The organism is Arthrospira sp. PCC 8006, from assembly GCF_046480465.1.
Taxonomy (GTDB): Bacteria; Cyanobacteriota; Cyanobacteriia; order Cyanobacteriales; family Microcoleaceae; genus Limnospira; species Limnospira platensis.
In genome coordinates this window covers 1-15,750 of sequence record NZ_PKGG01000118.1, presented here as the reverse complement: position 1 = coordinate 15,750, position 15,750 = coordinate 1, and the positions used below count along the sequence as shown (strand labels likewise).

Below are 15,750 nucleotides of genomic sequence, written 5' to 3'. Positions count from 1 at the left end.
CTAAGACTGAATGGAGTGCATTTTGAATGTAACGGTGCGGTGCGACTATCGGGTTAAGTGAATTCCGATAATCGCAGTCAGGATAAGAGATTGCTTCAAAAGCCGATGGCGGGATTTGAACCCGCGACCGCTCGATTACGAATCGAGTGCTCTACCACTGAGCTACATCGGCACAGTAGCCCATTGTAACACATAATATAATTGAGCGATCGCCAGCCAAAAACTTGTCAACGCTGATTATACAGGATCAGGAGTCGAGGCAGTTGCGCCCGAGTAAACCACACCCCGCTGCATATCCAAAGTAAGAATCACCCCATCACGAATCACCTGGGTAGCATTTTTCACCCCAACAATCACCGGAACCCCGAGGCGCAAACCAATAACCGCCGCATGGCTAGTCAAACTATCAACTTCCGTCACCACACCAGCCGCCTTACGCATAACCTCCACAAAATCCGCATTAGTTTGGGAAACCACCAAAATTTCTCCAGGGTTAAAATCACCCACCTGAGAAGGCTGGTTAACCACACGAGCGCGACCAGTAAAAGTTCCCTGACCGATAGCAGTTCCCTTACCGAGAACCGCCGTCACCACTTCCACCTTAACCAAATCCGTAGAACCTGCGACCCCCTGCAAAGTCCCAGCAGTAGTCACCACCAAATCCCCATCAGCGACAAAATTATTTTCCCGCGCCACATTAACCGCCGATTGAAAAGTCTGATCCGTAGAAGGTAAATCCAAAACCAAAAGCGGTTTAACCCCCCAAACCAAACTCAACTGACGCGCCACCTCCACATGGGGAGTAATCGCCAAAATCGGAGTTTGGGGGCGAAACTTCGAGACATTGCGCGCCGTAGCGCCAGTTTTAGTTAAAGTCATAATCGCCGCCGCATCTAACTGAATCGCAATTTGACTGACAGCTTGACTAATCGCATTAGGAATAGATCGCCCCGTATCCTCCACCTTGAGAACATTACGAGTAATCCCATCTCGTTCAATTCTGTTAGCAATTCTAGCCATAGTCGCCACCGCTTCCACCGGAAACTGACCCACAGCCGTTTCATTAGACAGCATCACCGCATCAGTACCATCAAGAATAGCATTAGCCACATCAGAAATTTCCGCCCTAGTCGGACGAGGATTGCTCACCATACTATCAAGCATCTGAGTAGCAGTAATCACGGGAATTCCCATGCGGTTAGCCGTCACAATCAAGCGTTTTTGCAAAAGTGGCACATCTTCAGCAGGTAACTCCACCCCCAAATCACCCCGCGCCACCATCACACCATTACACAGAGCTAAAATCTCCTCCATTTGTTCGATCGCCTCATGTTTTTCGATTTTGGCGATGACGGGGACATCCTTACCCGCACTAGCAATCAATTCTTTAATTTCCAAGACATCCTGGGGATTGCGGACAAAACTGAGGGCGACCCAATCGACCCCTTGATCTAAGCCAAACATCAAATCGCGCCGGTCTTTGTCGGTCATGGCTTTAATGGAGAGATAGACCCCCGGAAAATTAACCCCTTTACTATTGGAGAGGACACCACCGACGACTACCCGACAGTGTAGTTCTCCCTTGTCTCGGTCTACTTTTTCCACCAGCATCTCGACCTTACCATCATCTAAAAGAATGGTCGCGCCATCGGGGACTTCATCAGCGAGAGGTTCGTAGGTAACAGAGGAGATCTCCTCGTTTCCAGGAAGGTCACGGCTGGTGAGGATAAAGTGATCACCTCGGTTCAATTTGATCGACCCATTCTCGAATTTTCCTAAGCGAATCTTGGGTCCTTGTAAATCCTGAAGAATACCTACAGGCTTGTTCAATTCAAAGGATACCTGACGAATCAAACGAATGCTGCGCTGGTGGTCTTCATGGCTACCGTGGGAAAAATTCAAGCGCAAAGTGGTTGCTCCCGCTTCTATCAACGCCTTGAGTACATCCGGTTTTTGGGTCGCCGGTCCAATGGTGGCGACAATTTTGGTTCTATGTATTAAGTTTGGCGATCGCATAACGTTAACTCAGTCCCAGGCGTTGATAGTTGTTAGTTTTGGCGCACCTAGGTGCGACTAGAATCACTTTAAGAAAATTTAACCATGATCGTGGCATATTTATCGCAAAACCCCCCTAGAATCTGACTGGGAGAGCAGATGAATCGGTCCGGGCGCGGGACAGGCTGCGCCGTCGCGACGGATGATCTAGGCTGGTTATTTCCCCGCGCGATCCCGATTTCTCCCCCTGTGGTGTCTATTGATAAAAATGACGGTTTCGCGCGTATAGTGGTGCTTTATGGCCGGGATTCAACCCTTAACTATGGGGAACCCCTCAGTTACTGTAGGGCGCGTCACCTAGAGATAAATCGTACTGTCGCCGTCAAAGTAAAATTGTAGTGTGTGTGTCCCAGTGAAACCAAACACCACCATCTCTGACCGAAAAAATTGGTTTCACCCTAGTTTCACCGAACCGACAAAGAAGATTAGCCCTGAAAACTTAATGATTGGTAAAATTCGAGAAAATGAAGCTCAACTTAGGAATTTATGCGGTGATATCGTTAATGAGTAGCTACCTGTTGTTAGCCACTCCGGCGCAGTCGCAGCGTCCATCACCCTGTTCTAATGATAACCAAGAACGACCCTCCCAACGTCGCCGCCAAATTATTAACCGTGAATATGGCTTGCGCTTTGATATTCCAGCTAATTATTACACGGAACTACGAAGTGAGAGAGGACATCGCCAACAGTTATCTATTGCCGTTCGTAACCCTACTGATGTCGAGTTTTTGGAATGTGGGAGAAGGGAAGGAATGAGAGGCTATGGACACCAAGTTTCCGACGTGAGAGTTACCATTGAACCACGTCCTAGCAATATCGGCAATGTTCGTGATATTTTACGCAATGCGGCTACTGGAAGCAGTTACAGCCAGATTTTAGAGTCTAATTTTACGACTATTGCGGGACAGGAGGCGGTAATTTATATAGTGCAAACGAGTTATCCTGAGCGTTATCGGTATGGGCGGCTAATACATCCTAATGGACGATATATCATTAGTATTTCTGCGGGAGATTATGGGGAAAGAATAGATGTGATTGATTTGCAGGTGATGAACCTGATCATGTCTACAATGAGGATAGATTGGCAACCATGACCACTAAAAAAAGCTGAAATTATCACCCGCCTGGTTTACTCACCGGACAACTATCAGAGACTGTTTTTTAACGGTTAGAAGCAGAATTGCAGTTTTTGAGTAATTATATCGCAGCAATTGAGTGGCTTGTAGGTTCTACGCTGGGCACGAAACCTCAAGGCTACTATATCTAACTGCTGTTGGGTTTCACTGCGTTTCACCTAACCTACTGCTGTTGGGTTTCACTGCGTTTCACCCAACCTACATGGCTGGGGTTTTGGGAAGTATGAGAAAATTAGGCGATCGCACTATATCTAACTGCTGTTGGGTTTCACTGCGTTTCACCCAACCTACTGATGTTGGGTTTCACCCAACCTACATGGCTGGGGTTTTGGGAAGTCCGAGAAAATTAGGCGATCGCACTATATCTAACTGCTGTTGGGTTTCACTGCGTTTCACCCAACCTACTGATGTTGGGTTTCACCCAACCCACATGGCCGCGGTTTTGGGAAGTGGTAGAAAATTAGGCGATCGCACTATATCTAACTGCTGTTGGGTTTCACTGCGTTTCACCCAACCTACTGATGTTGGGTTTCACCCAACCCACATGGCCGCGGTTTTGGGAAGTGGTAGAAAATTAGGCGATCGCACTTTCCCCCAAGTGGAGTAGGTTGGGTGGAGGTCACGAAACCCAACCCTACCATCTCTAACTGATGTTGAGTTTCACTCAACCTACATGGCTGATATTTTACCTTGACAAATACCCGGATTTTACCTATCCTATAAGAATAGACAACTGTGCCGCTATATATATGAATTTTACAGTGGGTAAAACCAAAGCCAACCTATCATTGCTACTGCCTCGCCAACCCGCGATCATCATAAGTTTAGTAGTAGGTTAGGGGTCGGAAAACGGCACTCTCGCTGGTTGGGTTTCACTGGGTTTCACCCAGCCCAAATCGCTACATAGCCGTTCTGGCAAAATGTTCATATCCCAATAAATATAATCAATTTATATATAATCATATAATCAATTTATTTTTTATCAAAAATGGCAAATATCATGTCGTAAATAATTACCCTAAAGTTGTTTTTTCCAACCTAATCCCACTGTAATTTGTAATTAATCCAACTGCATAAGCTTAACCAAAAAAATTGAATTTCAAAAAAAATAACAATCAGAGTTATATCTTCAGTTATAATTTTGTATTCCCACAATAATTCATTAAATCTACCATTAACAAATAAGACAATATGAATAATTAATAAAGCTCTTAACCAAGAAACTTATAGTTTCTTGATTAACAAAAAAATACAAGGCATTGAAAATACATAAAAAAACCAATAGGTGGGTAAACCCCAAACAATTTGATGAATTAATTTTACCAATAAAATTTGTTTTAACTCTGCCAAGATCATCAAAGTTAAGACACAAGTAAATACACTAACAATTACAGCAATAGTATTCATAAAACAGTGATACTTAAAAGAGATTAAATTATTGTGATTAGGCAAACGAAAACGAGTATATCCTGAAGGTGGCAGTAGCCAATCATTCAATTTACTTGCCCGAGATTTAACATATAATGTAATCTCAAACCACGGTGTTTTAGTATAAAATTCTGAAGGATTATTTAAAATTTTTGCGGCCAATAAAATTACAAAAACTCAAAAGGCTATAAATAGTGCAAGTTCAACTATTGTCATAATAAATAATTCTAAAATAAACTCTTAATTTACCTAACCAAACAAAACATATTTGACTTTATAAATCCAAAAGGATAGAGTCATTAAAACATAATTTTTAAATCGGTATAATTATCTTGAATGGCTTTAAATATTCAAATATAATTTGATTATTTTACTCAAAAATTAATCACAATTTAATTGTTTTCTTGACAAATCATCATTGTTTGGAAAACACAAGCTACTAGGGATTTTGCTTGGAACATACCGAATTAAATTAGGATCTCGTAATCCAGTTTCTACAAAATAAGTTAAATCATCAACTTGCTTATTAGTTAGGTTAAGAGGCTTAAAAAATATACTTAAGTTACCAGAATATTTAGCCTCCATCTTTTGAGGTTTTGCATTATTAAAGTATTCAACAATTTGTCGTACAGTTGTAAAAGATGCACCATGACCATAAGGAGAGCTATCTATTAAATTGTAAAGCTGCGGAACCTTGAACTTAAAGTCATCCTTGGCTCGTTGTGTAGCTGTACCTCTCCCTAAATTTAATCCAGTCCAATCTTTTGGATGGTCATCAAAGCCTACTGCATAAAATTCGTCTCTTGCTAAGTTTGGTCCAGTATGACAGTGAACACAAGATGAACTAAAAAAGGTAATTGCGCCTCTAATTTGATTTTTTGACATAGCCATTTTATTACCTTTTAGCCATTTTTGAAAAGGCGCTTCATTACTTAATAAAGTCCGCTCATAAGCTGCAATTGCTAATCCTGCTCGTTTCAAGTCTTCAACTTCTGATCCTACATAAGGGCGATCAGGAAAAGCACTAGCAAATAGCTTTTGGTATTCAGGTATGAGAGCGATCGCGGCTGTTCCTAATTTATGGACGTTCATTGCACTAATGGCCTGGGTTTCTAACCCATCCAGCTTAAATCTATTAATATCGAAGCTCTGAATTAGCTTCTCTTTGCCATTAACTCCAGTAGAGCCTGCACGCCCATTCCATAACATTGCTTTTTGGTAAGCACTGTTTAATACAGATGGAGCTAAAATATTTTGCTTATCAATTTCAGCAGGGAAAGCATCGGGATCTGGATGTCGCAATTTACCTGCTCCTATTCCTCCTGTTCCTAATGCTTGTGGCAAATTTGATCTAAATCCAGCTTCTGCAAAATGACAAGATGCACAGCTTGCTTCCTGCCAATGTTTACTATTAATTGGATTAATAGACAAAGCCGTTTCATGGAACAGCATTTGACCAAGATCAATTTTTTCTTTTGTTAATTCATTTTGAGGATCAAAAGGTATTGCACTAAGATTTTCTGAATCAGGTAGAATAAAATACTGATAACCACTATTATTAGGGGCGATCGAATTAATTAACTGCCTAAGCTGCATATCCAAATAAGTATGCTCAGGATCATTGGCAGAAAGAACTGGTTGTTCGACAGAGAAAATCACCCCAAAAATTATTAATAGGCTTAAAATAAACTTCACAAACATAAGCATAATTCAGGTTATATTTCCCATAATTTTAAATCCTAAATTCTGCGTAAATTTCTGTTTAAAACAGCATTTAATAAATCTCGGCAAACTGCATTCAAGTTGGCGTTGGTAATTTTCCAGAATCTTCCTGTGCGCTTGTTGCGAACTATCAGATTAATATTTGGATATCGTCGTGCTTGTACAAATGTATTGCTTGCATCAGCTACTAAAATATTCTGGGAATTTAAATCACTAGCAATATTCCCTCTATTGTTATACTCAGCAGTTGTCATGTAAACACCATCTTGCGCTGTAAGAAGTTGAATATTCCCACTACTATCTTCATAGGCTACAGCTTCATATTCATCACTCCTTGAATCTGCTTGATGACCTCTGTCTCGCTGAAGCTCTCCGATTCTAATAGGAGAGTTAGTACCAACAGGAAATAACAATTTAGCATCTTCAGGCATTTGCATAAGCTGGCGGCGCACACGATTGATAGAACTCATTAAGCTAGGACTCGTACTTAAATCTACGGGTTGTTGTCCTAGCTGATCTAACCCTAATTCATGAGGCGTAGCTACAGCATAAATAGTTCTTAAGTCAATTAAATTCTGGTAACCAGAGTCAATTGCATCTGAGGGCTTTGATACATTTATAATCAGTGCTAAAGAAATTAAAAATGATAAAGCTAAAGCCAATGTTCTCAACAGAGAGTATTTTTTCATGAGATTTTTTGTAATTTTAACAAAACGTCAGAAGTCGGTAAATGTTGTAACGTTATCAATTACCACTTCATTGTAAACTAGATTAAGTTTAACTGCATAGATTAATTTATATGAATTTCTTATTAAAATCAATTATCGCCAAAAGATTTCCAAACTAAATTGAACTTCTAAAGACATAAAAATCGACATATTGCTCGGTCGAGAGTTTCCTTAGTCATAATTTAAGTTTTTGAAGTATGCTTTGGCAATAGTAATCTAAAGGAACGTTAAGAATTTGTTGATCATGATTGTTTGTATCATTTTTAATCAACAAATCAATTGTTTTTTTGGATTCTAAGTTTTCCAAGTAATTAAGTTGTTGAGTGATCAGTTTTAGTGATTGTCCCACGGTTAACGAAACCCAATCTCCTTGAGAATCTTTAATATGACTAGCACTGTATAAAATATTTATTATCTCATTATTGGTCATGGAAATTTCTGAATATTTGTCATAAAAAATATCCTTTGTTGAAAACCCAGATCCTAAAGCTCTAGCGATATCTCTGAAAACAGAGCTAAGTTTTAGCAACTCTTTCTTAGAAACTTTACTATATTTTTTTATGTCTATTAAGCTTATATTTGACGACTTAAAATCAATTAAATTGTAGATTTTTTCTTGAATATACATATCATTAATAGTATCCGTAAAATGATTTTCAAAGAGGTATGTCAAATCAAAAAAAATAGAAAAATTTAAGATGGACGTTAACAAGAAGATTAACAAAAGTTTCATTGCTTATTTTATTGATAGTTGACAAAATTTACCAATTAATATATTCGTAAAGTTTGGTTTAAAACAGCGTTTAATAAATCTCGTTTAACTGCATACAAGTTAGCATTGACTATTACCGCTTGTCTTCCTGTGCGCTTGTGGCGAACTATCAGATTAATAGTTGGATAGCGTCGTGCTTGTAAAAATATACGGCTTGCATCAGCTACTAAAATATGTTGAGAGTTAAAATCAGTAGAAGTGTTACCTTGGCAACTTAACTCGGATCTTGACAATGAACACTGGTGTCTTAGGAGGTGACCAGTGCCTGACAATGCTGCTCTTGTCATTGCAGCTCCATCTCCCGCTGTAATAGATTGAGCGTTTCCGCTGCTATCTACATAACCTGTAGCTTCATATTCATCACTTCTTGAATCTACTTGATGACCGGTATCATTTGGAATTTCTCCAATTCTAATAGGAGAGTTAGTACCAACAGGAAATGATAATTTAGCATTTTCAGGCATTTGCATAAGCTCTCTGTTCACACGCTTTATAGCCCTCATTAAGCTAGGATTCGCACTTAAATATACTGGTTGTTTTCCTAGCTGTTTGAACCCTAGTTAATTTAGTTCATGAGGTGTATATACAGCCTCAATAATTACCAAGCCAATTAAATTATGATAACTAGAGTCAATTGCATCTGTAGTCTTGGATAAGCTTATAATCATTACTAAAGAAATTAGAAACGAGAAAGCCAAGGCTAATCTTTTCCAGAAAGCGGATTTTTCATGATATTTTTGGTGATTCTTTAAAACTTAACGTCAGAAGCAAGTCACTGTAGTGACGCGCTTAACTACAATCTAAACTAGATTAATTTGAACTGCATCGATTGTTTTTGTTGATTCAAAATAAGCCACCTTTCACTTGATAATCTTATCAAGTGAAAAGTGACCGAACTTGAACGGTTAAGAACTGCGCAAGTTGCTGTTTAAAACAGCATTTAATAAATCTCGGCAAACTGCATTCAAGTTTGTATTTACCATTACTGCTCTTGTTCCAGTCCGCTTGTTGCGAACTATCAGATTAATAGTTGGATAGCGTCGTACTTGTAAAAATGTACGGCTTGCATCAGCTACTAAAATATGTTGAGAGTTAAAATCCATAGCAATGCTACCGTTACCAAGTAACTCTGCTGTTGTCATTTCAACTCCATCTCCCGCTGTAAAAGATTGAGGGTTTCCGCTGCCATCTACATAACCTTCACCTTCATATTCATCACTTCTTGAATCGGCTTGATGACCTGTATCCTGTGGAATATCTCCCATTTTAATAGGAGAGTTAGTCCCAATAGGAAATATCAATCTAGCATTTTCAGGCATTTGCATAACCTCTCTGTTCACACGCCTTATAGAATTCATTAAGCTAGGGTTCGCACTTAAATCTACGGGTTGTTGTCCTAGCTGGTCTAATCCTAGTTCATGAGGTGTGGCTACAGCGTCAATAATTCCTAAGTCAATTAAATTCTGATAACGAGAGTCAATTGCATTTGATGGCTTGGATAAGCTTATAATCAGGGCTAAAGAAATTACAAACGAGAAAGCCAAGGCTATTTTTTTCCAGACAGAGGATTTTTTCATGCGATTTGTTCTTCCAGTAAAAATCAAAATGGAAAGCAAGCAACTTTAGTTTTAGGGGTTATAGTTGAGATTGCCTGAGAGTGACCTAAACTTCATTTTAGACAAAATCCATTTGAATTGGGAGGGTGGATATATATGTTTTTATTATCTGAACCATTACCTCCAAAAACTTTTATAAATTACTGATACCGACCAGACATCAAATTTGATGATGGCGAGTTCTGATTGATTTCTAATTGAGTCAAGTCAATATCCGACTCTAAAAATGTTAAGCCTTCGTTAACTGCTGAATTAACTATATCTCTTAAAATTGCTTGGATACTAATATTTTTCATCAGATAAATTGTGTTACTGTTTGCTTCAATACAGACTAAGCTTAAAACTTCTACTGTATCGGATTCCTGAATAGAGTTGTTATTCATTCTGTCAGAGAATTCATCAATTAGCTGTAATATATCCTGCTTTGTAAATGGTAAGGCTTGCTCACCAGAAGCATCTAAATATCCAATGGCTTCTAGATTTAAATTGTTATTGAGGTTAGTTGTATGATTGTTGTTCAAACTAATTGGCTCATTTGTTCCTAGCGAATACCTTATATGTGCTGTGTCCGGGAAAGATAAAATATTTTTTTTCGCTAATTCTATATACTTAGAGTATTGCTCTTGAGGAAACGAACTTTCTAAGTTATATAAATTTGTATAAATTGGTTCGTGAGCTTCATATTGACGGGATAAAAATTTAGGATATCCAAAATATTTATATCCAAATACCATCAAAATAAACAGCGAAAAGGTTGCCAGTATGAAAGATATAACTGTCACTTTTATGTCGTGCTTTTTTGTCATTTTAGGAGTTCCTAATACAGAGCTATGAGTAGATGAGACACCAATTATTTTTAGTGCAATTGCCCATGACTCGACCGCCCATTTAGACATTTCGAGAGACAATCCACAGTTATTTTGCAATTTTTGAGAAATATTTTGTATAGATAATTCAGGCGGAAGCTTGCTTGAAATCAAATCATTAGGTACTCCCTCCCTATGTGCATCAATTAAAATTTTGATTTCGCGTTTATAAGCAGGACACATATCTCGCAAATATGCTTCGCATCTTTGCCTATCTTGCAACAAGTTTGGATCTTTAGCAATTATTTCTCCAAGCACTTTCCGAGGGTGGGGCTGATTTTTCATTAGTTTTTCATTGATAAAGATGAACTTGACTAAATATTAATTTTCCACTACTTTACCAAACTCCACCACTATAAGAAACTTCAGGACTTGGAGGCAAAGCAATAGATAAATTACTCTTAGAAGATGAATCAGTTTGGCTAACCGGGGATGATGCTGCTTTCAATACTATAGTGGATGACCACTTGATGTATTTAAATAAAGCTTCTGGGTTGTTAGCTTGCAATGGCTTTAGCTCTGTGTGACCAATAAATTTTTGCAACACTGCATCATCGGCATCTTTGCCGATAGCAATAGCAATTCTGACTGCTTTTTTCCCCCAAGGCTGCTTCATAAGCTCATCCAGTCCACTTTGAAAGTCATCAGTGGGCTGGCCATCTGAAATTAATACTAAAACAGGAGGCAGAGCTCTTTCATTCATGGGGGGTATTTTCAACTCTTGCGAAACTAGCTTTAAAGCTGTACCCATATCGGTTCCTGAAGAAGTTGTCCCATCTGCTAACTTTTGAGTCACTTCTTTTGCGATCGTGTCTGCAACTGTTCCTAATAGATCCTCAAAATTATGAACCCCCTTAGTTTTTGTAATATTCCAAAACTCGCCACCTGTCATGCGGGCAATAGATTTATGTGCTCCTTCTCTTCCAGAAACGCCCAAAACATGACTGGTAATTGATGCACTTTTGAGTTGGGAAACAATATCAGAAAGCCCTTCATTGCCACCCATTTCATCTGATATAATGACTAATATTCGAGTATTTTCAGAAGAATTATCAAACGTATTAATAACATGAGGAAAAATGTCAACGGTGTCGCGTTGAGCTAAATAGCATCCCCCGCCTCCAAATAAACCGAGAGATAGAGATTGAATATTTTTCTTAAATCTTTCAGGTGTATTTAAAGGCCATACACCAATGGTATAACGAGACAAATTATAAACTTTATAGGCTTTGCCCATACTCGATCCGCGATGACCTCCAATATCAAAACCAACCAAACCTAATCTGACATTAGCTCCAGCTTTGATAATTTGATCTGCAAATGAAACGCAGCTCCTTTTTACAGCATCAATTTCATCGCTCATACTGCCACTTGTATCTACTAGAAATACAATATCTAACTTGGGTTGCTGAAGTGGATCCGCAACTAAATCTTTCCACTGAAAGTCTGATATCGGAATAGCTGATGGAAAATACCATTCTGCCCCATGAGAAAATTTTAAAACTCTTAGAAGCACATTAGCATTAGGATTCTCACTTGCTACAGTTACCATATGGGGTAACGCTTCGCGAATTGCAGCGTTTAAAGATTGAATTTTACCTTCCACTGACATCGACCCTGATGTATCGCAAATCCATATAAAGTTAAGAGGTCTTACTGATAAACTTCCGCCAGGTCTTTTTACCATTTTTGCCACCAGCTATTTGTGTTATTTATAGAGCATAGCATAAATTTATTTTCAAGCTCTTATTTCTCCTTCATCTTTACCAAAATTAACTTTTGTTCCTAAAGCTAAAGTTACACTTCTACCGGGTTCTACCTCTTTGATTGAATTATTAACATTAGCTACCCACTTTTCATCTGAAAGATTTTTTAATCCCCAAACATTTGGCTGAGTGGGATGTTGGATTACTTCTGCGATCGGATTTGAAAAATCATATCGTTTTTGATCATCAACATGATGCGGGAAAATCTTAGTGTTGTTATTGAGCATAATAATGTTCTTCTTAAATCTAATTCTGGGTGGGATAGCTAAATGGCTTTCACAAGACCAGCATTTTCCTGGATCGCCACTAGATGATTTGAGTTTGTCTAAATCGTAAAAATTTTCAGATCCACAGTTACTACAGTAAAAAATAGAATCTCGCAATCTAATCATTTCTCCTCGCCATATACTTTCTGCTATTCTGCCATTTTCTGGATCTCGAAGACCTTGAGTAAAAGCTTTAGTAAATAAGTCACGAAAGAATTTAGGATAAATTTGCCAAAAGGCAAGAGCATTATCTCCACATTCTCCTGTTTCATCAATATCTTTGGAGAGAGCTTCATTAGATGTATCATCTGTATCAAAAATGAAAACTGGCTCTTCTCCAAATATTTTTCTCCGCGCTGCTAAATCCCAACATTTAATTTGGAGCATTTTTTTTCCACAAAGCGGGTGATGAACATGAAATAAATAAAACAGAAGTACCGCTAGAGAATAAAGGTCGGTAAAACTACTAGGATGGGACTTGCCTATTACAATCTCGGGAGCCATAAAATCAGGAGTCCCTCCAATCATACCGGGCTTGCCATTAATATCTACATTATCATTATCACAAATTCTTACTTCTCCTGTATCTGGGTCAAAAAAAACATTTCCAAATGAAATATCCCGGTAACATAATCCTTTTGAGTGGAGCTGATAATAACTATTTGACAACTCAAAACCTGCTGTTGCTAGTGCATGAAAACTGGGCTCTACTTGCCTTTTCATCATATCTACCACGCCTTTAAATCGGCTTTCTCGAAGTGGCATAATATAACCATAAGTTTCAGGGATATCTGGTATGTTTACTATCTCTAATGGCCACAAAAATCTGTCAGTCGGTATTCCCAACTTTATAGCTTCTTCTAATCTACTTTTTTGCTTATCATCTTGATTTATCCATTCTGGGAAATACCATTTCAAAGCTAAAATTTTATCTTTTAAATTGACTTGATATACTTCTCCCTGTGTTCCTCCTCCAAGAAATTTTTCAACTTTGCCTTGTGTATTGGATTGAACTGTAAAAAAAACTTGCCCATTTTTAAGTAGTTGACTCATTTTATTACTCCTGATTTATTACTTGATTGTGGCACAAATTATTGGATTTATTTTGATGTAGCCGCTTAATAATCCCTAGTGTAATATCATCGCCACTTCCTTGTTCAGAAGCACTTTTCAAAAAATTTTCTAATTGATTTTCTAACTCAATGAGGTTATTAGAATAAGTCATTTCCCAGTAGTCTTTTCCAATTTTTATAAAATCTTCCTCTGTTCGGAAAGAGTTAGAATATCCATCAGTTGAAGCCAATACTAACTCTGGCATTCTCTCTGGATAAGGAACTAATCTAACTTGAAACTCTTTCCAAGCATCTGGTAAACAAAGAGAAGTTGTTTGATTTCCTAAAAATCTTTTGTCTAAGCGTAAAGGTCTTTCTGTTCTTCCCTGTTCATCAACGCAAAGAATATCACCGTCGCCCAGTTGAATATATAAGATAAAAAAATCAGTAACTACAATAGATAGCAAGGTTGTTCCATAGGCAATAAATGGATTTTTTTCAACTTGTTCTCGCTGTTGAATTCCTTCTTGATTTTTCAATTTTATCCACTCTTCATCTGTAAAAGGATGTTCTGAAAAATTTTTCTGAACTTCTGATTTCCAATTTTTAATTAGTTCCTTTGGCAAATCTAGTTCAGCTATTTGTTTAATGGATGCTAAATTTTGCACTAAATCAGTTTTGGAAATCTCAGTTAAGAAATCMTGTAACGTTTGTTTGGCTGAATTAACAGCTAACCTAGAACCTTGGTCACTACGAAAACTTTTAGAACTCCCATGACCATCAGCAACCACTAAAATTAATGAATGGCCTTTTTTTGAGTCTGGCCACCACCCCATAGCATCTTGATTAGGTAAATTATTTCTTACATGGGAAGAACCTCTAACTGTCTTTCCAATAACTTGCCATTCCTGCTTGTTATGATGATTGGACATTTATTTCTCCTTTTACCAAACATCATCTACTGAAGGTGTGCTTGCTGGAACTACACTTGGAATTGGTACAGTCACTGGTGTGTGAGATGAGCTTGAAATTTGGCTAGGTGGTGAAGATGCAGACTGTAAAACCACTGTTGATACCCATTTAATTCTTTCAACTAAAGCTTCTGGATTGTTCGCTTTAAGTGGTCTTAACTCAGAGTGACCAATAAATTTTTGCAACACTTCTTCGTCAGCATCTTTGCCAATAGCTATGGCAATACGCACAGATTTTTTGCCCCAAGGCTGCTTCATGATATCATTCAATCCGGCCTTGAAATCATCGGTAGGCTGACCATCTGAAATTAATACCAGTACAGGAGGTAAAGCCCTTTCTTCCATAGGAGGAACTTTCATTTGTTCTGATAGCATTGATAAAGCTTTGCCCATATCTGTTAGAGCATTCACATTAGCTTCCAAATCTTTCCATTTAAACGCTTCAATTTTTGTCGGACTAGCAATATGCCACTGTGCTCCGTTAGAAAAATTAATAACTCGCACCAAAACCTGAGCATTTGGGTTACTACTAGCTGCCGCTTGCATATGGGGAATAGATTCCCGAATAGCAGCATTTAATGATTGGATTTTACCATCTACCGTCATTGATCCAGAGCAATCACACAGAAATATGAAGTGCAAAGGTCTGGAAGCTATTTCTCCACCCGGTCTTGTAGGCATTCTCGTTTATTTTTGATCGATTCACACTTTCTCTTGGCCTTATCCTAGCATATTTTTTTACTCCGACATGAGCAACTTCAACTGTTTCAGTAAGGCTTCAATTTCGGAACGTTGTTGAGGAGATAGCCTAGCCTTTGAACGTCGGAATTGTTTCGTCATGTCGGATATCTCAGTTTCCAATTGGTCTGGCATTTCTGATACTTTCCTTTCCCTTACCAATTTTTGCACCTGTCTCAAGGTCAAGTTTTGAGCGATCGCCTCTGATAGCAGCGCCAACCGTTCCTTCTCGGACTTTAACTTGGCTATTTCCTTGGCTTTGGTGTAATCAATCTCTCCCTCACCCAGAGCTTTCATGATTTCTGGTGGCAGTTTCAACATAGGTAATTGATTGCTGACGAATGAATCCCAGGACATCCTACCTAGGGAGTCAAATGTGGATTTCACAATTTCGGCTTCTGGTTTACCCATAGCGCTATGGGTAGTTACTTTTTTCTTAGCGTCGTTTTTCATTCGGTGCAGTAGCGATCGCACCTTTTCCACTGAGTCATTTAAGTTGATAGCCAACAGCCGCAAAATCGCCTCGGTTTCTTCAATCGGGTTCAAATCCTCCCGCTGGATATTCTCAGTCAAAGCGCACTGCAAAGCCTCAGCATCGCTCATCTCCTTAACTTGGGCCGGTATCGTCTCAAGT

14 protein-coding genes and 1 tRNA gene are annotated in these 15,750 nt (G+C 38.5%); 2 read left to right on the top strand and 13 right to left on the bottom strand.

Annotated elements, in window-relative coordinates; genetic code table 11:
- Positions 1-100 precede the first annotated feature (100 nt).
- Both B9T16_RS16700 and pyk read right to left on the bottom strand, forming a co-directional pair.
- Positions 101-172 (bottom strand) — tRNA-Thr (locus B9T16_RS16700).
- Positions 173-237: 65 nt separating this feature from the next.
- Positions 238-2,016: a pyruvate kinase gene (gene pyk, locus B9T16_RS16695; RefSeq protein WP_014277326.1), complete on the bottom strand. Its 1,779-nt coding sequence runs from the start codon at positions 2,014-2,016 to the stop codon at positions 238-240.
- 503 nt (positions 2,017-2,519) lie between these two features.
- On the opposite strand from pyk, the gene B9T16_RS16690 reads away from it, so the two are divergent.
- Both B9T16_RS16690 and B9T16_RS16685 read left to right on the top strand, forming a co-directional pair.
- Entirely contained in the window at positions 2,520-3,149 is a 630-nt protein-coding gene (locus tag B9T16_RS16690) for a hypothetical protein (protein WP_035735611.1), read from the top strand.
- A 244-nt stretch (positions 3,150-3,393) separates the two neighbouring features.
- Entirely contained in the window at positions 3,394-3,798 is a 405-nt protein-coding gene (locus B9T16_RS16685; RefSeq protein ID WP_410245296.1) for a hypothetical protein, read from the top strand.
- Positions 3,799-5,000: 1,202 nt separating this feature from the next.
- On the opposite strand, the gene B9T16_RS16680 is transcribed toward B9T16_RS16685, so the two are convergent.
- The 11 genes from B9T16_RS16680 to B9T16_RS16630 all read right to left on the bottom strand — a co-directional run.
- Positions 5,001-6,320: a cytochrome-c peroxidase gene (locus B9T16_RS16680; protein WP_410245295.1), complete on the bottom strand. Its 1,320-nt coding sequence runs from the start codon at positions 6,318-6,320 to the stop codon at positions 5,001-5,003.
- 38 nt (positions 6,321-6,358) lie between these two features.
- Complete coding sequence (locus B9T16_RS16675; RefSeq protein ID WP_410245294.1) at positions 6,359-7,030, bottom strand: hypothetical protein; 672 nt, start codon at positions 7,028-7,030, stop codon at positions 6,359-6,361.
- Between the two features lie 214 nt (positions 7,031-7,244).
- Positions 7,245-7,697 carry a hypothetical protein gene (locus B9T16_RS16670; RefSeq protein ID WP_410245293.1) on the bottom strand — a complete coding sequence of 151 codons (453 nt, stop codon included), beginning with the start codon at positions 7,695-7,697 and terminating at the stop codon, positions 7,245-7,247.
- Between the two features lie 140 nt (positions 7,698-7,837).
- On the bottom strand, positions 7,838-8,305 hold the full coding sequence (locus B9T16_RS16665) for a hypothetical protein (protein WP_410245292.1): 468 nt from the start codon (positions 8,303-8,305) through the stop codon (positions 7,838-7,840).
- A 441-nt stretch (positions 8,306-8,746) separates the two neighbouring features.
- Entirely contained in the window at positions 8,747-9,418 is a 672-nt protein-coding gene (locus B9T16_RS16660) for a hypothetical protein (RefSeq protein ID WP_006617036.1), read from the bottom strand.
- Between the two features lie 179 nt (positions 9,419-9,597).
- Positions 9,598-10,608 (bottom strand): PBS lyase, encoded by a 1,011-nt coding sequence (locus tag B9T16_RS16655; protein WP_410245291.1) that lies wholly within the window; start codon positions 10,606-10,608, stop codon positions 9,598-9,600.
- Between the two features lie 52 nt (positions 10,609-10,660).
- Positions 10,661-12,010, bottom strand: coding sequence for a VWA domain-containing protein (locus tag B9T16_RS16650; protein ID WP_410245290.1), 1,350 nt, complete (start codon positions 12,008-12,010; stop codon positions 10,661-10,663).
- A gap of 51 nt (positions 12,011-12,061) precedes the next feature.
- Positions 12,062-13,408, bottom strand: a complete 1,347-nt coding sequence (locus tag B9T16_RS16645) for a protein kinase domain-containing protein (protein ID WP_006616386.1) — start codon at positions 13,406-13,408, stop codon at positions 12,062-12,064.
- Between the two features lie 4 nt (positions 13,409-13,412).
- The gene (locus B9T16_RS16640; protein ID WP_410245289.1) at positions 13,413-14,339 is read right to left on the bottom strand and encodes a PP2C family serine/threonine-protein phosphatase; all 927 of its coding nucleotides are present in this window, start codon (positions 14,337-14,339) and stop codon (positions 13,413-13,415) included.
- Between the two features lie 12 nt (positions 14,340-14,351).
- Complete coding sequence (locus tag B9T16_RS16635) at positions 14,352-15,059, bottom strand: vWA domain-containing protein (RefSeq protein WP_410245288.1); 708 nt, start codon at positions 15,057-15,059, stop codon at positions 14,352-14,354.
- Positions 15,060-15,116: 57 nt separating this feature from the next.
- Positions 15,117-15,750, bottom strand: a 634-nt coding sequence (locus tag B9T16_RS16630) for a ParB/RepB/Spo0J family partition protein (RefSeq protein ID WP_410245287.1), incomplete at its 5' end; no start/stop codon positions are given.